At 71.2% G+C, this 16,220-nt stretch carries 15 protein-coding genes; 4 read left to right on the top strand and 11 right to left on the bottom strand.

The window, feature by feature from the left end:
• Positions 1–72 precede the first annotated feature (72 nt).
• From D7147_RS32220 to D7147_RS28855, 3 genes are all read right to left on the bottom strand, one after another.
• Positions 73–753, bottom strand: a complete 681-nt coding sequence (locus D7147_RS32220; protein WP_147434597.1) for a cellulose binding domain-containing protein — start codon at positions 751–753, stop codon at positions 73–75.
• An 84-nt stretch (positions 754–837) separates the two neighbouring features.
• The gene (locus D7147_RS28860; RefSeq protein WP_147434598.1) at positions 838–1,512 is read right to left on the bottom strand and encodes a hypothetical protein; all 675 of its coding nucleotides are present in this window, start codon (positions 1,510–1,512) and stop codon (positions 838–840) included.
• 180 nt (positions 1,513–1,692) lie between these two features.
• Complete coding sequence (locus D7147_RS28855) at positions 1,693–2,925, bottom strand: RNA-guided endonuclease InsQ/TnpB family protein (RefSeq protein ID WP_120683466.1); 1,233 nt, start codon at positions 2,923–2,925, stop codon at positions 1,693–1,695.
• Between the two features lie 25 nt (positions 2,926–2,950).
• On the opposite strand from D7147_RS28855, the gene tnpA reads away from it, so the two are divergent.
• Complete coding sequence (gene tnpA / locus D7147_RS28850) at positions 2,951–3,367, top strand: IS200/IS605 family transposase (RefSeq protein ID WP_120683286.1); 417 nt, start codon at positions 2,951–2,953, stop codon at positions 3,365–3,367.
• 216 nt (positions 3,368–3,583) lie between these two features.
• On the opposite strand, the gene D7147_RS28840 is transcribed toward tnpA, so the two are convergent.
• Positions 3,584–4,267, bottom strand: coding sequence for a hypothetical protein (locus D7147_RS28840; protein ID WP_120683282.1), 684 nt, complete (start codon positions 4,265–4,267; stop codon positions 3,584–3,586).
• A gap of 19 nt (positions 4,268–4,286) precedes the next feature.
• Here D7147_RS28840 and D7147_RS28835 point away from each other — a divergent pair, with 19 nt between their 5' ends.
• Positions 4,287–4,469, top strand: coding sequence for a hypothetical protein (locus D7147_RS28835; protein WP_120683280.1), 183 nt, complete (start codon positions 4,287–4,289; stop codon positions 4,467–4,469).
• 10 nt (positions 4,470–4,479) lie between these two features.
• On the opposite strand, the gene D7147_RS28830 is transcribed toward D7147_RS28835, so the two are convergent.
• Complete coding sequence (locus D7147_RS28830) at positions 4,480–6,150, bottom strand: right-handed parallel beta-helix repeat-containing protein (protein WP_120683278.1); 1,671 nt, start codon at positions 6,148–6,150, stop codon at positions 4,480–4,482.
• Positions 6,151–6,710: 560 nt separating this feature from the next.
• On the opposite strand from D7147_RS28830, the gene D7147_RS28825 reads away from it, so the two are divergent.
• Positions 6,711–7,364 (top strand): C39 family peptidase, encoded by a 654-nt coding sequence (locus D7147_RS28825; RefSeq protein ID WP_120683276.1) that lies wholly within the window; start codon positions 6,711–6,713, stop codon positions 7,362–7,364.
• A gap of 251 nt (positions 7,365–7,615) precedes the next feature.
• Here the strand turns inward: D7147_RS28825 and D7147_RS28820 are convergent, their stop codons facing one another.
• On the bottom strand, positions 7,616–8,260 hold the full coding sequence (locus D7147_RS28820; protein WP_120683464.1) for a DedA family protein: 645 nt from the start codon (positions 8,258–8,260) through the stop codon (positions 7,616–7,618).
• Between the two features lie 328 nt (positions 8,261–8,588).
• A complete protein-coding gene (locus D7147_RS28815) occupies positions 8,589–8,945 on the bottom strand; it encodes a VOC family protein (protein ID WP_120683274.1) in 357 nt (118 codons plus the stop codon).
• Between the two features lie 153 nt (positions 8,946–9,098).
• Between D7147_RS28815 and D7147_RS28810 the strand changes: the two genes are divergently transcribed.
• Entirely contained in the window at positions 9,099–11,954 is a 2,856-nt protein-coding gene (locus D7147_RS28810) for an aconitate hydratase (protein ID WP_120683272.1), read from the top strand.
• A gap of 118 nt (positions 11,955–12,072) precedes the next feature.
• Here the strand turns inward: D7147_RS28810 and D7147_RS28805 are convergent, their stop codons facing one another.
• From D7147_RS28805 to D7147_RS28790, 4 genes are all read right to left on the bottom strand, one after another.
• On the bottom strand, positions 12,073–12,675 hold the full coding sequence (locus D7147_RS28805; protein ID WP_120683270.1) for a GTP-binding protein: 603 nt from the start codon (positions 12,673–12,675) through the stop codon (positions 12,073–12,075).
• A complete protein-coding gene (locus D7147_RS28800) occupies positions 12,656–13,042 on the bottom strand; it encodes a DUF742 domain-containing protein (protein WP_120683268.1) in 387 nt (128 codons plus the stop codon). Before D7147_RS28800 ends, D7147_RS28805 begins: the two co-directional genes overlap by 20 nt.
• A gap of 5 nt (positions 13,043–13,047) precedes the next feature.
• Positions 13,048–13,470 carry a roadblock/LC7 domain-containing protein gene (locus tag D7147_RS28795; RefSeq protein ID WP_120683266.1) on the bottom strand — a complete coding sequence of 141 codons (423 nt, stop codon included), beginning with the start codon at positions 13,468–13,470 and terminating at the stop codon, positions 13,048–13,050.
• Between the two features lie 91 nt (positions 13,471–13,561).
• Complete coding sequence (locus tag D7147_RS28790) at positions 13,562–16,087, bottom strand: sensor histidine kinase (RefSeq protein ID WP_120683264.1); 2,526 nt, start codon at positions 16,085–16,087, stop codon at positions 13,562–13,564.
• Positions 16,088–16,220: the final 133 nt, after the last annotated feature.

Below are 16,220 nucleotides of genomic sequence, written 5' to 3'. Positions count from 1 at the left end.
GGCAGCAGCCTTGCGTAAGAACGGCGAAAGGGGCCGGCGGCGCACGCCACCGACCCCTTCCGGCAACCGGGATCAGAGACCGCCGCAGGTGACGCCGTTGACGGCGCACTCGGCGGGACGGGTCTCCGCCCGCTCCACATGGAACATGAGGCGCGCCGATTGGCCCGGCGCGAGATCCGCCCCGCCGCTGTACGTGTAGATGTCGTCGTTCTCGCGCAATCTCCCCTGTGGAGCGTTCACCACCCAGGCGGTGGTCACCCGACCACCGGAGAAGCCCAGCCGGACCTGCCACTCCTGACCCGCCCCGGACTCGTTGCTGACCTGCACCTCGGCGATGAAGCCGCCGCTGAAGGTGCTGGTGACCCGGTACCGGCCGGTCAGCTCGGGCTGGGCCGGAGGCGCCGGCGGGGCCGGCGGCGCGGTGGAGACCCGCGGACTCGCGGGAACCGACGGCGAGCCGGGGAGCACCGACGACGGGCTCGGCGGGGACGCCGGCGCGGACGGGGTCGACGAGAGCGTCGGCGACGACGAAGGCGACGACGAAGGCGAACGCGTGCCGCCGGTCGAGTCGGCAGAGGCCGAACCGGTCGGCGACGCGGAGAGCCAGGGCGGCGTCGGCATCGGCGCGCCGACCTCCAGCCCCCGCGGCACCTCCGCGTCCGAACGGCCCCGGTAGGTGCCGAGCACTATGACCAGCAGCACCACCATGACCACCACCCCGGCGAAGACCACGATCCAGGGCGAGGACGCCACGGCCCTGCCATGTCTGTGTCGTGCGCCCTGACCCGTGCCGGACATGTCTCTCCCTCTGGTGGTCGCCCGGGGGAGCGTAACGGGTCAGTCGAGGGCGCAGTCGCCGCCGTTCACCCTGCAACCGCTGAGCTGGTCGTCGCGGTCGTCCCGGCTGAACCGCAGGCCCAACTCGACGCTGCGCCCCTGCGCGAGCGGCCCGACGCCACGCAGCACGTACCGTCCGTCACCCCGGGGCACCACCCAGACCGGCGCGCCGACGACCCGCAGGTTCCGGACCCGGCCGGTGAAGGTCAGCTCGACCCGCCACGGCTCGGCCCGGCCGGTGCCGTTGCGCAGCACCAACTCCGCGGCGACGTCGTCGCGATCGGCGTCCCGCACCCGGTAGGTGGCGGTCAACGCCCCGCCGTCGACCGACTCCGGTTGGTTCGACCGCGGCGCGGACGAAGTTCGGGACGGCGACGTGACGGTGGCCGGGGGACGCTCACTCCGGGACGGACGCACGTCGCTGCGGGAGCGGCTCGCCTTCGGCGTGGGCGAGACCGAGGCGGAGGGGGCTGTCGCAGCCGGGGAGACCGGTGGCACCAGCGGAGGCACCGAGGCCGCGGCCGGTTCCGGCTCACGGACCCGGAAGGAGAGGGACGCGACGAGCAGGAGGACCGCCAACGTGAGCACGCCGAGCAGCACGACGACCCACGGCACCGATGCCACCAGCTTGGGCGCGTTCCCTGGTTCCGGCGCGCCGGCAGGCCGCACAGGCATGTGTCCCCTCCCCTGAACCGACCCGCCAGCGTAGTCAGCCTCAGAGGGGAGGGGAACGGCAGCTCGGTGCGAGCGACCAACCGTCCGGACGGCGGATGCGCTCCGGTCAGCCGGTGCGCACGACGGTACAGATGAGCGGGCCGCTGTCGGTGCCGCGCAGCAGTTGACATCCTCTCCGCCCTAAAGGACGGAGATTCCCGCAACGCTGCGCGTGGAACACGCGGCGTCCGGGTGGGTTCCCGCTTCGTTGCGCGCCGCCGGGATGAGTCCCGGTCTTACGTGCGCTCCACGGGCGTTGAGGTCCGCCTGTCCAGCGGCCCTGACATTGATGGCCGCGTTCACGTCCCGGTCGTGGGCTGCTCCGCAAGGGCAGTCCCACGCTCGGACGTTGAGCGCCATCTTCTCGTTGATCCGGCCACACACCGAGCACATGCGGGTGGACGGGAAGAACCGGTCCACCCGGCCGAAGGCGCGCCCGTACCGGGCGGCCTTGTACTCCAGCATGCCGGTGAAACTGGTCCACCCCGCATCGTGCACAGACTTGGCGAGCCGGGTCCGGCCGAGACCGACGACGCACAGGTCCTCGACATAGATCGCTTGGTTCTCGCGGATCAATGTCGTGGACAGCTTGTGCTGCCAGTCCCGCCGGGTGTCGGCCACCCGGGCGTGCGCCCGCGCGACCTTGACCACGGCCTTCTTACGGTTCTGACTCCCGCGCTGCTTGCGGGACAAGTCCTGTTGCAGCCGCTTGAGCTTGCGGGCCGCGCGGCGCAGGAACTTCGGTGCCGCGACCTTCGTGCCGTCCGACATGACCGCGAAGTGCGTCAAACCCAGGTCGATGCCCACCTCGAAGGCGACCGGCGGCAACGACTCGTCCTCCGTAGTCTGCACGACGAACGAAGCGAAGTACCGGCCTGCCGCATCCCGGATGATCGCCACACTCGACGGGTCCGACGGCAAAGATCCGAACCAGCGCACCTGCAGGTCGCCGATCTTCGGCAACCTGAGCCGGCCGTTGTCTAGCACGCGGAACCGGCTGTTCTTGGTGAACCGGATGGCCTGCCGGTTGTCCTTACGCGACCGGAACCGGGGCGGGGCCACCTTACGGCCCTTGCGCTTGCCCGTGATCGAGGCGAAGAAGTTACGGTACGCGGTGTTCAGGTCCGCGAGGGCCTGCTGCAACACCACGCTGGACACCTCGCCCAGCCACGCCCTCTCCGGCGTGCCCTTGGCCTGCGTGATGATCCGCTTCGACAGCTCGGCGTCCGAGACGTACGGCAAGCCCTGCTCGCGGGCCTCCTGCCGCAGGCGCAGCCCATCGTTGAACACCACCCGCGCGCACCCGAACGCCCTGGCCAGCTCGATCTGCTGGCCGTGCGTCGGGTAGACGCGGAACTGGTACCGGAGCTGCACAATAAGCACAGTATCATGTTGGTCTATGACTGACATCGACGATATCCGTACCGGTAGACACTGTGTTTTCGCGATGCACGTTCACTTGGTTTTCGTCACGAAGTTCCGGCACAAAGTGTTCGCCGACCGGCACCTGTCCCGCATGGAAGAGATCCTGCGGGACGTGTGCCGAGACTTCGAAGCCGAACTGGTCGAGTTCAACGGCGCAAACAACCACGTCCACCTGCTCGTCAACTACCCGCCCAAGGTCGCCGTGGCCCGGCTGGTCAACAGCCTCAAAGGCGTCTCCTCACGCCGGCTGCGACAGGAGTTCCCCGACCTGGCGCGGCACTACTACCGGGCAAACAAGCTCTGGTCGGGTTCGTACTTTGCGGGCTCCGTCGACGGGGCACCGTTGAGCGTCGTGAAGCAGTACATCGAGCAGCAGAACCGTCCCACTTAAGGCACTGCTCGAGCCCGACGGCCCTCCCAGCGCGGGCCTTCACCCCCGGCCTGAAGGCCGGAGCACTGGCCCGCATTCCGGTAGCAGCCGGCGAGGGCCGGCACGTCGCCGGCGGTCAGCGCCGCTCCGTACCGGTCGAAGAAGTCGCTCAGCGTACCGAGATCGGTGGAGGCTCTCACGGCGGAAGCAGTTGCCCGTCGCCGCTGCCGTCAAACCTCAGCGCGGCGGCACCCGCACCTCGATCTCGGCGCCGAGGCGGGCGGCCCCGGAGAGACCGAGGTCGTCGCCGCTCCAGAACCGGCCCGGGTCGTACCAGTTCGGACGCCGACCCGCCGGCAGCAGACCCATCGCCTCGTAGGTCACCGCCACCACCTCGGCGCAGTACGCCGTCTCCAGCGCCCGGTCGGGGACCGTCGCCGGTCGGGGCGTCCTGCCGCCATCGGCGCGCGGCAGCAGGTCACGGCCGGCCCGGGGCAGCTGCGGCAGCCGGCCACGCAGCCACCGCCAGGCCAGCTGCGCGGTCGACGGGAACGGCGTGCCGTCGAGCCGGGCGACCGTACGCAGCACCGCGTTCTCCATCTCGGCGTCCGCCGGCGGGTCGAGCTGGCGCAGCCAGGCGCGCTGCCCGTAGCGGTTGGCCCAGACGCGCACCGCCTCGGCCAGGTCGTGCAGCTGCACACCGCGTTGGTGACCGCCGGACCACAGGTCCGGCAGGGACCTGCCCAGCTCCGCGTGCCACATCAGCGGCGGCATGTCGTCCAGCACCACCGCCATGCCGACATGGTTGACCGGGCTGTTGGTGGTGAGCTGGATGGCCCGGTCCGGCACGCTGCGGCCGCGGAAGACCCACAGGTCACCGGTGCGGGTCAGCTCCACCGCCTCGTCGAGGCTGACGCTCATAACCGTCTACCCTAGATCGATGCGGCGACGGATGCGGTGGTGGAAGGTGCTCGGGCTGGCCGGTCTCGCCGGCGTGGCGGCCACCGGGGTGGTGATCGCCCGCGCCGAGCGGCGCCGCCGCGCGTACACGCCGGAGGATATCCGGGCGCGGCTGCTCGCCCGGCACGCGGACGCCACGGCCCAGGGCGACGAGCTCCGCTGAACGAGCCGGCTCACCCCTCGTCGTGGTGGTTGCCCTCCCAGCGGCCCCCGATCGGCGGAGTGTCCAGCCGCAGGGGGCCTTCGGCGTTGCCGGCGAAGTCGTTGTCCTGAACCCGGCAGTCCACGCAACTGCCCTCCGAGGTGATCCAGAGCCCGTACGTCTGGCCCTGCTCGTCGCGGTGGTCCCAGATCCGGTTACCGCGCACCGTGGCCGAGTCGAAGGCGGCGTTGACCGTGATGCCGGCCCGGACGGGCGGCGGCCCCGGCAGCTCGTACCTCGCCCCGGGGGCGGGAACGTCCGCGCTCCAGCCGCTGCTGGCGTCCGGCCGCACCTCGGCGAGGGCGAGCTCCGTGTCGGTGTTGCCCGCCACCACCGCCGTACGGGGGCCGACCCGTACCACCTTTCCCCGGTGACCGTCGGCGGGCCAGCGCGCCGACCGGTCCGTCACGGCCCGCAGGCCGTACCGCACCGCCTCGCCGCTGCCGGAACCGGCCGGGGCGCGCCGCCGGCCGTTGTTGCGGATGCGGTTGTTGACGACGACGGCGTCGGCCATCGGACGGTCGATCCGGATCCCGTCGAGGCCGTTGTCCCAGATCTCGTTGCTGTCGATGACCACGTGCTCGGCGCGACCCGGGTAGACCCGGCCGAGAGCGTGCTGGTGGTGGCCGTACGCCCCGTTGCCACTGATCCGGTTGCCCCGCACGGTGTACGGACCCGGCGTGTTGCCGATGCTGACCCCGTCGCCGACGTTGCGGTCGATGACGCAGTCGGTCACCAGCCCGCCGCGACCGGCGGCCCCGGCGGTGCCGTTGCCGGAGACGTCGAAGCCGGCCTCCAGGTTGCCGGTCAGTGTGCAGGCCGACACGATCAGACCGTCCGCGCCCCAGTCCGAGATGCCGAACCGGTTCGCCTGGCTGTGGCAGCCGATGATGCGAAACCCGCGCGGCGGTGGCCAGTAGTCCTTCTGCAGCTCGAGGAAGATGCCGTTGGTGCCGTTGCCGACGGTGGTGCAGTTGGCGATGGTCAGCCGCTCCACCTCACCCCAGCCCCCGATGCCGACGCCGATTCCGGCGCCGCCGATCTCCTCGCCGTTGTCCAGCCGACCGCAGCCGACCACGACGCAGGCCTCGATGAGGCTGTCCTGGAGGAAGTCGCAGCCGAGGCCGGTCGCTCCGGTGTGGTGGATGTAGAGGTTGCGGAACACTCCCCGCACCACGTACTGGAGGCCGAGCCCCTTGGCGAGGTAGCTGTACTCGGCCATCGCCACGCCGGAGCCGTCGATCTGGAAATCGGCGAAGGTGCAGTCGGCGATGTGCCGGTCCCGACCCGCGCCGTGCTGGACCGTGGTCCAGTACGCCAGCGGCGTCGGATCGGCCCGATTCCCCTCGTTACTGAGTACGAAGCGGGTCGCCGCCGGGCCCGCCCCGATCAGTGACACCCCGCTGCGCCAGATGGTGCCCGCGTCACGAATCGAGTAGATGCCCGGCGGACAGTAGATGACCCGGGGCCGGCCGTCGGAGGCGTACCCGGCGCCGAGGCGGTCGACGAGCGCGGAGAGTGCCGGCTGGTCGTTGGTCACCCCGTCGCCCTGCAAGCCGCACTCCCGCGCGTCGCAGTAAAGCGGTGCGTCGGCGACCGGCGTGGGCCGTAGCGCGACGGTCGGCAACCCGTGCTGCGACACCCGGCGCTCCTTCCGCGGTCGGTCCCGGGAACCACCGCCCGCATTCCCCCTCGCCCCGGCGGAAAACGCCCCGGCGCGGCGCATGGTCAACTCGGGGTCATTGAAGTCGGGGTGTCCAAGGCTTCGGTTACCGCGACTTCAGTGCAGCCGGGTCGACCACCTCACTGATCAGCCTCATTCGGCCATATTGTCCGGCTTGATGCACGGTGGTTCAGGATGAGTTATCCGTTATCGGGTGGGCGTCCCGCGTCCCGGGCCACCCCGGCTCTGGAATCACGCCGGGAGCCGGGTCGTTGAAGATGGGGCCGCGCCAGCACCCCGACGCTCGACGGAATGACCAGCCGGCCCGGACCGTTACACCCTCGGGCCGCCGCAGCTCCCACGCCGCGGCAACTCCCGGAAAACCGGGGCCCAGGCGAAATGCCGCACCGGCCCCACCGTTGCACCCCGGACCGCCCGAGCAGGCCCACGCCGCTGGGCACCCCGTCACGACTTCACCAGTGCGACACCCGTGCGACCTCCCGTGCCGCGCGAACATCCTGAACAGAGAGGCACTCATCATGCGTACCGATCTGATCCGCAAGACCGTTCTGACCGCCGCCGGTATCGCCGCCGCCGGCGGCGGCATCGCCGGTCCCGCCATCGCCGCCAACGCCGCCCCCGCCGAGAAGCCCGCGCAGGTCCAGAGCGACCGCAAGGGCCACAGCGAGCGTGAGCTGGACGTGCGCTACGAGGCCCAGCCGAACTTCTTCTACTGCGGCCCCGCCGCCGCCCGCAACGCCCTCTCCGTCCAGGGCAAGGACATCAGCATCGACGCCATGGCCAAGGAGATGGGCACCAACGTGCACGGCACCAACTCGATCTTCGACATCACGCCGGTGCTGAACAAGGAGACCGGCAAGAACGCCTACCACAGCGTCGAGATGTCCAGCCCCACCGCCGACGACAAGCAAACCGATCAGCTCCAGGCTGACATCGTCCGCACCGTCGACGACGGCCGCGCCGTGGTCGCCAACATCTTCGGCACCGCCACCGACACCGACGGCAACGTCCACTCCTACGAGGGCGGGCACTACGTCAGCGTCATCGGCTACCGCGACGGCGGCAAGACCGTCACCATCGCCGACAGCGCCAACCCCAACATGGCCTCCTACCGGATGAGCGTCGAGCACCTCGCCGACTGGATCGCCACCCGCGGCTACTCCACCAACTGACCTGGAGCAGCCACCCCGACCGAAGGGCCGGCCCCATCCGGGGCCGGCCCTTCGCCGTCTCCACACCACCCGCGCCCGGACCCACCGGAGGGGCGCCCGGCCACGATCGGGGCCCGACCCGACAAAGCGGACCGGGACCACCACGATCAGGACCGACACCCGGCGGGCCGACGCAGGCCTCACGCCCACCGCCGAGGGGGCCGGCTGGCCGCACTCGCGGGGGCCGGCTCCGACCGGGGTCAGCCCTCGTCTCAGCGGCCGCCCGCGGAGACCGTCTCGTCGCGCTCCGGCTGCGGCGTACGGTGCGCGCGTTGCCGCAGCCACCAGGTGCTGCCAACCCCGGCCAGCAGCGCCAGGGCGAGCCCGGCCCAGGAGAAGCTCTTGAGCCAGTGCTCGGCGACCCGCCCGAGGTGGAAGAGCAGGTACGTGGTGGCGAAGGCCCAGACCAGGCCGCCGGCCGCGTTCGCGAGCAGGAACCGGCGGTAGGGCACGTGCAGCGCGCCGGCGAGCGGACCGGCGAGGATGCGCAGCAGCGCGACGAACCGGCCGAAGAAGACCGCCCAGACGCCGTGCCGGGCGAAGGTCTGCTCGGCCCGGGCGAGTTGGTCCGGCCCGAGGTGCCGGGGGAAGCGCCGGCCGAGCCGGGCGAGCAACGGTCGACCGCCCCGGCGGCCCACCGTGTAGCCGAGTGAGTCACCGACGATGGCGCCGAGGGCGGCGGCGATAGCCACCCACTCCGGCTCGACGACTCCGGTCGCGGCCAGCAGCGCCGCGCTGAGCAGGGTGATCTCGCCGGGCAGCGGCACGCCCATGCTCTCGACCCCGATGATGCCGGCGACGGTCAGGTAGACCGCCAGCGGTGGCAGCGCCCCGAGCCAATGTTGTACGTCCAGCACGCCAGCCTCCCCGGTTCGGCGCTCGAACGCTACCTGCGCCCGGTAACGACCGGCGAACCGCATCGGGGCGTTTCCCGTCACGCCGTTCGCTGCTCAGGCGCGGGCCAAATCGGCGTTACGCGGACGCCGCAACCCCGTCGCGGCGCGGCCGAACCGACCCCTCGCTACGAGCGTGCCGCCGGGAACGACGTGACCCGCCGGCGGGCGGGTTGCTCCCGGCCACGGCCATGTCGTACACGAGACGCCAAGGCCCACCGGCCACCACGACGCCGTAGCGAGACACCGAGGCCCACCGGCCACCGCGTAGCGAGGCGTGGAGGCTCGTCGGTCAGGCCACCGGCGCGAGGAACTCCAGCCGGTTGCCGTGCGCGTCCTCGGTGTGGAACCGGCGCATCCCGGGCAGTTCGTCGTCGCCCCAGGTCACCGGGGCGCCCGCCGAGGCGAGCCGGGCGGCCAGCTCGTCCAGGTCGGGGCGGATCAGGGCGGGGTGGGCCTTGCGGGCGGGGCGGAAGTCGTCCTCGACACCGAGGTGCAGTTCGGCGCCGTACCCGGTGAACCAGCAGCCGCCGCGGGCCGCGAGCACCGGCGGCTTGGCCTTCTCGGTCATGCCGAGCAGGCCGACGTAGTACGCGCGGGAGGCCTCCTCGGAGCCGCGCGGACAGGCGAGCTGAACGTGGTGGATCATTTGGTACCTCCTCGTGCCTCACGGTGGCACGAGGTTGCGTTAATAGCAAGACGGACGTACGGTTTGGTTTGACGTACGGTGCCGGGTAAGTGTCGCCTAACTTCGGCGGCCCCCCTACCGGTGCGACAAACTGCTCAGGACACGGTCGCTGGTGTGAAGGAGTACGACGTGGCGAGCCTCGACACCTTCGGTGCGAAGACCCAGCTACGCGTCGGTGACGCGAGCTACGAGATTTTCAAGATCGACAAGGTGGACGGCCACGACCGGCTGCCGTACAGCTTGAAGATCCTGCTGGAGAACCTGCTGCGGACGGAGGACGGCGCGAACATCACCGCCGACCACATCCGCCAGCTCGGCGCGTGGGAGCCCACGGCCGACCCGAGCGTGGAGATCCAGTTCACCCCCGCGCGGGTGCTCATGCAGGACTTCACCGGCGTGCCCTGCGTGGTCGACCTGGCCACCATGCGCGAGGCCGTGCGGGAGCTCGGCGGCGACCCGACCAAGGTCAACCCGCTCGCCCCGGCCGAGCTGGTCATCGACCACTCCGTCATCGCCGACCTCTTCGGCCGCGAGGACGCCTTCGCGCGCAACGTCGAGCTGGAGTACCAGCGCAACAAGGAGCGCTACCAGTTCCTGCGCTGGGGCCAGACCGCCTTCAACGAGTTCAAGGTCGTCCCACCGGGCACCGGCATCGTGCACCAGGTCAACATCGAGTACCTGGCCCGCACGATCATGGAGCGCAACGGCCAGGCGTACCCGGACACCGTGGTCGGCACCGACTCGCACACCACGATGGTCAACGGCCTCGGCGTGCTCGGCTGGGGCGTCGGCGGCATCGAGGCCGAGGCCGCCATGCTCGGCCAGCCGGTCAGCATGCTGATCCCGCGGGTCGTCGGCTTCAAGCTCTCCGGCGAGATGCCGGCCGGCACCACCGCCACCGACCTGGTGCTCACCATCACCGAGATGCTGCGCAAGCACGGCGTGGTCGGCAAGTTCGTGGAGTTCTACGGCCCCGGCGTGAGCGCCGTGCCGCTGGCCAACCGCGCCACCATCGGCAACATGTCGCCGGAGTACGGCTCCACCGTGGCGATCTTCCCGATCGACGGTGAGACCATCCGCTACCTCCAGCTGACCGGGCGCAGCGAGGAGCAGGTCGCGCTCGTCGAGGCGTACGCCAAGGAGCAGGGCCTCTGGCACGACCCGGCCGCCGAGCCGGACTACTCCGAGCACCTCGAGCTGGACCTGAGCTCGATCGAGCCGTCGCTGGCCGGCCCGAAGCGTCCGCAGGACCGGGTGCCGCTGGGCAGCGCCAAGACGCTCTTCCGTTCGGCGCTCAAGGACTACGTGGCCGCCGACGAGACCGGTGGCGACCAGGGCCGCGCCGCCGGCGTACCGCAGCAGGAGAAGCCGTTCGGGGTCGTCGGCCACGCCGACGAGGCGAGCGCCGAGTCCTTCCCGGCCAGCGACTCCCCCGCCAACGGCGTCGACGACCCGGCCGACGCCCCGCGCGACCTGGAGACCGCGGCGGTCGGCGCCGGCGGTCGGGCGACCAACCCGATCCGGGTGACCGGCGAGGACGGCACCGAGTTCGAGCTCGACCACGGCGCCGTGGTGATCGCCGCGATCACCTCCTGCACCAACACCTCGAACCCGCAGGTCATGATCGGCGCGGCGCTGCTGGCCCGCAACGCCGTCGAGCGGGGCCTGAACCGCAAGCCGTGGGTCAAGACCACGCTCGCCCCCGGGTCCAAGGTCGTCATGGACTACTACGAGCGCGCGGGTCTCACGCCGTACCTGGAGAAGCTCGGCTTCCACCTGGTCGGCTACGGCTGCACCACCTGCATCGGCAACTCCGGCCCGCTGCCGGAGGAGATCTCCGCCGCGGTGAACGAGGCCGACCTCTCGGTCGTCTCGGTGCTCTCCGGCAACCGGAACTTCGAGGGCCGGATCAACCCCGACGTCAAGATGAACTACCTGGCGTCCCCGCCGCTGGTGGTCGCGTACGCGCTGGCCGGCACGATGGACATCGACCTGGCCAACGAGCCGATCGGCGAGGACAGCGCCGGGCAGCCGGTCTTCCTGCGCGAGCTCTGGCCGAGCACCGCCGAGATCCAGGACGTCATCGCCTCGGCGATCGGCGCCACCGGGTTCAGCTCCGCGTACTCGGACGTCTTCGCCGGCGACGAGCGCTGGCAGTCGCTGCCCACCCCGACCGGTGACACCTTCGCCTGGGCCGGCGACTCCACCTACGTGCGCAAGCCCCCGTACTTCGAGGGCATGCAGCGGGAGCCGAAGGCCGTCAACGACATCGCCGGCGCGCGGGTGCTGGCCAAGCTGGGCGACTCGGTGACCACCGACCACATCTCGCCGGCCGGCTCGATCAAGGCCGACTCCCCCGCCGGTAAGTACCTGGCGGAGCACGGCGTGGCCCGGCACGAGTTCAACTCGTACGGCTCCCGCCGGGGCAACCACGAGGTGATGATCCGCGGCACGTTCGCCAACATCCGGCTGCGCAACCAGCTGGTCCCCGGCGTCGAGGGCGGCTTCACGGTCAACCACCTCACCGGCGAGCAGACCAGCATCTACGACGCCTCCCAGGCCTACCAGGCCGAGGGCGTGCCGCTGGTGGTGCTGGCCGGCAAGGAGTACGGCTCCGGCTCCTCGCGGGACTGGGCGGCGAAGGGCACCATGCTGCTCGGCGTCAAGGCGGTCATCGCCGAGTCGTACGAGCGCATCCACCGCTCGAACCTGATCGGCATGGGCGTGCTGCCGCTGCAGTTCCCGGCCGGTGAGACCGCCGAGTCGCTGGGCCTGACCGGCACGGAGACGTTCGCCATCTCCGGGGTGACCGCGCTGAACGACGGCCCGACGCCGCGTACGGTCAAGGTCACCACCGACAGCGGCATCGAGTTCGACGCCGTCGTCCGGATCGACACCCCCGGTGAGGCGGACTACTACCGGCACGGTGGCATCCTGCAGTACGTACTGCGCCGGATGATCAACAACTGACGCGTCACGGACGAGGGCCCCTTCCCGCATCGGCGGGAAGGGGCCCTCTCGTCGTCGTACACCCGGGTTCCGCGCCCCCTACCGGCGCACGCGCGCCGGCATCAGGGCACCGCCCCGGTCAGTCGGCCACGCGGCGCGCGTCGCGGGTCTTCATGGCGTGCTCCAGCAGGGTGATGAGCACCTCCTTGCTGGACTCCCGCTGCCGGGCGTCGCAGAGCAGCACCGGCACACCCGAGTCCAGGTTCAGCGCCGCCTGCACCTCGTCCAGCCGGTACTGCTTGGCCCCCTCGAAGCAGTTCACCGCCACCACGAAGGGCGTGCCCCGCCCCTCGAAGTAGTCGATGGAGGGGAAGCAGTCGGCCAACCTCCGGGTGTCGGCGAGCACCACCGCACCGATCGCGCCGAGCGCCAGCTCGTCCCAGACGAACCAGAACCGGTCCTGCCCCGGCGTACCGAAGAGGTAGAGCACCAGGTCGTCGCTGATCGTGATGCGACCGAAGTCCATCGCGACGGTGGTGGTGCTCTTGCTCTCCACACCGGAGAGGTCGTCGATGCCGACCCCGGACTCGGTCAGCACCTCCTCCGTACGCAACGGGCGTGTCTCGCTGACCGCGCCGACCATGGTGGTCTTGCCCACCCCGAACCCGCCGGCGACCAGAATCTTGATCGCGGTGGGCAGTGGGGTGGCTCCCGCCGGCCGCTCAGAGGGCCCGTAGTCCATTGATAACCGCCTCGAAAACACTGTTGTCGGGAAGCCCGGCCGAGGTGCGCGGCTCGCGGACCTGGACCAGGTTGCGGGCCACCAGATCACCCAGCAGGACCCGGATGGTGCCCACCGGGAGGTCCAGGTGGGCGGCGATCTCGGCGACGGACTGTATGCGCTGGCAGAGTCCCACGATCGCCACGTGCTCCGGCCCCAGGCCGATCTCCGCGCTCACGTCGGCACGGGTCGCCGTGACCAGCGAGATCAGGTCGAACGTGCCGGTGACCGGGCGGGCCCGGCCGCGCGTGACCGCGTACGGGCGCACGACCGGCCCGGCATGGTCGTCCACCCACTGCTGCTCCGCGGACTCCCCCTGCACGGTCATCGCGGCTACTTCTCGCCGGTCGACTGCTCGGCGGTCCGGGTCGGCGAGGCCACGTGCTTGCCGACCCGGGTGACCAGCATCGCCATCTCGTAGGCGATCAGCCCGACGTCGGCGTCCTCGGTGGCCAGCACCGCGAGACAGGCGTTGCGCCCGGCGGCTGTGACGAAGAGGAACGAGGACTGCATCTCGATGATGGTCTGCTGTACCTGACCACCCCCGAACCGCTTCCCCGCACCCCGGGCCAGGCTCTGGATCCCGGCCGCCATCGCGGCCAGGTGCTCACCGTCGTCCCGGCTGAGCCCCTGTGAGGAGGCCATCAACAGGCCGTCCGTCGAGAGCGCGACCGCATGTTCGGCCTGCTTCACCCGGCCGACCAGGTCATCCAGCAACCACGTCAGGTCGGCACCCGATGCCGTCTTCTGGGCCACTCGTCGTCCTCTTCTCCCACGGCTGATGTAGCCGTCTTCGTCTGGTGCTGACCGTTCCGTCCCGGGCGGACTTCCGCGCCGTCGGCACTGGTCAGGTCGTTTGCTGCTCGTCAGCGTCCGGGCCCGGCTCGGGCTCCGGCGCGTCGTCGTCGCCGAGCAGGCGCGCCGCCTCCGTCCGGCCCCGGCGGGTCCCCTTCTGGTACGAGCTCATCATCCGGCGCACCTGCTCGGGCTGCCGCACCGTCTCCTCGTCCTCGTCAGCGACGGTCGCCGCGGGGTCGTCACGCAGCTCCGGCACGATGTTCGCCTGCCGGACGCGCACCGGCAGGCCGGAGTCCGTCTGCGGAGGCTCGGTCCGGGACGGAAGCGGACCACCCTCGGGCCGGGTGGGCGCCGGCGCGTCCGCCGCGGCGCGGGGCACGGCCAGCGGCAGCCCGGTCGGCACCGTCGGCCCCTCCAGCGCCGCTTGCTCCGGCACCCGTCGGGTACGGCTCGGCAGTCCCTCGGCGGTCGCCGGCCCGGACCGGGTCCGGGTGGGCAGCGAGGCTCCGGCGTCGTCGGCCTGACCGGCCGGCTCGGACACCTCCGGCTGCGGGGCGGGCGGTTCGGCGAGCGCGACCGGGGCCGACGGCTGGGCGACGGCCGGGGCGGAGGCCAGCGGCGTCGCGCCGGACGACTCGGCGGGTGCCCCGCCGGTGCGGGCGGCCGGCAGGCCACCGGAGATCTCCGGGTCGTCGCCCGCGTCGGTGACCAGGTCGATCGGGATGAGTACGACGGCGGTCGTGCCGCCGTACGCCGACTCCTTCAGCTGCACCTTGACACCGTGCCGCTCGGTCAACCGGCTCACCACGTAGAGACCGAGCCGGGAGGCGTTCGCGAGGTTCAGTTCGGACTGATCGGTGATCCGGTCGTTGGCCGCCGCCAGGTCCTCCGGCGTCATTCCGAGGCCGCGGTCCTCGATCTCGACGGCGAAGCCGTTCGCCACCATCTGGCCCCGGACCTCGACGGTCGTGTTCGGCGGCGAGAACGACAGTCCGTTCTCGATCAGCTCGGCGAGCAGGTGGATGATGTCACCGACCGCCCGGCCGGCGAGCGACACCCGTCCGATCGGCAGCACGTTGACCCGGGTGTAGTCCTCGACCTCGGCGACCGCGCCGCGGATCACGTCCACCATCGGCACGTTGCGCCGCCAGGCACGACCGGGCGTGGAGCCGGAGAGCACGATCAGGTTCTCGGCGTTACGCCGCATCCGGGTGGCCAGGTGGTCGACCCGGAACAGGTCCTCGAGCTCCTCGGCGTCCTGCTCGCGCCGCTCCATCGCGTCCAGCAGGGTCAGCTGGCGGTGCACCAGGGCCTGCGTACGCCGGGCCAGGCTGAGGAAGACCTCGCGGACGCCGCGGCGCAGCTCGGCCTGCTCGACGGCGGTCCGGATCGCCGTCTCCTGCACGGCGTTGAAGGCCTTACCCACCTGGCCGATTTCGTCGTCGCCGAACTCGAGTGGGGGCGCCTCCTTGGCCACGTCGACCTCTTCGCCGTGGCCGAGCCGCTCCACCACGCTGGGCAGGCGCTCGTTGGCGAGGCGGAAGGCCGCCTCGCGCAGCCGCTCGAGCTGACGCAGCAGGGCGCGCGCCGTGGTGATCGACACGATGATCGAGGCGACGACGGCGATCAGGCCGAGACCCGCGGCGAGCACCAGCCGCACGATGACCCCGATCGCGACCGGCATCGCGCGGGAGACGACGTCCTCGCCGCCGGCGATGATGACGTCGCGCAGGCTCTGCTCGACGGGTGTGACGGCGCCGTCCCACTCGGCGGCCTGCACCGGTGGGCGTCCGGGCACGTCGCGCTCCCGGACGATCTCGTCCTCCAGGGCGCGGAACTTGCGGGACGCGTCGCCCGCGATCACCGCGTCGTAGCGCTCCCGGTCGACGCGGGCCAGGTCGACCGCCGCCTGCGAGACGGTGAACCGCTGCGCGCCGACGAGCTGGGCGAACTGGGCCTGCTCCGCGGCGGTGAGCCGGCCGGCGGCGAGCGCTCCGGTGAGCAGGGCGTCCTCCTGGGACATCAGCTCCCGGGCGCGGTTCAGGTCGATGAGCGCCGCGGTCTCCTGCGCGATCTGCCGATCGTCGAGACCGCCGAGCGCGTCGAAGACGTTGAAGATCGAGTCGATCACGCCGACGTACGACGTCATCGTGGTGGTGCGGTCGATGCTGCGGGCGTCCACGCCGGCCCGGGTCTCGTTCAGCCGGTCCAGGTCGGTGAGGAGGTCGTCGATGCGCAGCTCCAGCTGCGCGCTCGCCGGCACCTCGGTACGCCAGTCCCGTACCGACTCGCGGAACGTCGCCGCGTAGCCGTCGGTGCGTCGCCGCTCCGCGGCCAGCTCCTCCAGCTTCGCCGCGTCCGGGCCGCCCAGGTAGGCCAGGGAGAGCCGGCGCTCCTTCTGCAGCTGCGTCAGCAGCGGGTCGCTCGGCTCGAAGACGCGGGCGTTCAGCGCCTGCACGCCGAGCAGGTTGAACCCGTCCCGGACGGTCACCCACGCGGCGAAGGCCCAGAGCGCAACCAGCGAGACGAGCAGGGCAACGACTTTGGTACGGAGATTCGTACTGCGGGAACCCATCACACCGTCCTGGCCGGATATCTGGTCATGTGCCCGAGCATGGGTATCGGCGCACAAATCGACACCGGCGCACGCTAGCAGTGTCGGGTTCTTCACTCAAGCGGTCCTGATCATGACTGTGCGGACTACGCTC

The sequence above is a fragment of the Micromonospora musae genome (assembly GCF_003626545.1).
GTDB classification, from domain to species: Bacteria; Actinomycetota; Actinomycetes; order Mycobacteriales; family Micromonosporaceae; genus Micromonospora; species Micromonospora musae.
The sequence above is the reverse complement of the archived record's forward strand: the minus strand, read 5'-3'. Positions and strand labels throughout refer to the sequence as shown.

What these genes read in the sequence shown, in the direction of transcription:
- D7147_RS28860 (WP_147434598.1), bottom strand. Translation starts at nt 1,512, where the DNA reads ATGCCTGTGCGGCCTGCCGGCGCGCCGGAACCAGGGAACGCGCCCAAG.
- tnpA (WP_120683286.1), top strand. Translation starts at nt 2,951, where the DNA reads ATGACTGACATCGACGATATCCGTACCGGTAGACACTGTGTTTTCGCG.
- D7147_RS28840 (WP_120683282.1), bottom strand. Translation starts at nt 4,267, where the DNA reads ATGAGCGTCAGCCTCGACGAGGCGGTGGAGCTGACCCGCACCGGTGAC.
- D7147_RS28835 (WP_120683280.1), top strand. Translation starts at nt 4,287, where the DNA reads ATGCGGCGACGGATGCGGTGGTGGAAGGTGCTCGGGCTGGCCGGTCTC.
- D7147_RS28825 (WP_120683276.1), top strand. Translation starts at nt 6,711, where the DNA reads ATGCGTACCGATCTGATCCGCAAGACCGTTCTGACCGCCGCCGGTATC.
- D7147_RS28815 (WP_120683274.1), bottom strand. Translation starts at nt 8,945, where the DNA reads ATGATCCACCACGTTCAGCTCGCCTGTCCGCGCGGCTCCGAGGAGGCC.
- D7147_RS28805 (WP_120683270.1), bottom strand. Translation starts at nt 12,675, where the DNA reads ATGGACTACGGGCCCTCTGAGCGGCCGGCGGGAGCCACCCCACTGCCC.
- D7147_RS28800 (WP_120683268.1), bottom strand. Translation starts at nt 13,042, where the DNA reads ATGACCGTGCAGGGGGAGTCCGCGGAGCAGCAGTGGGTGGACGACCAT.
- D7147_RS28790 (WP_120683264.1), bottom strand. Translation starts at nt 16,087, where the DNA reads ATGGGTTCCCGCAGTACGAATCTCCGTACCAAAGTCGTTGCCCTGCTC.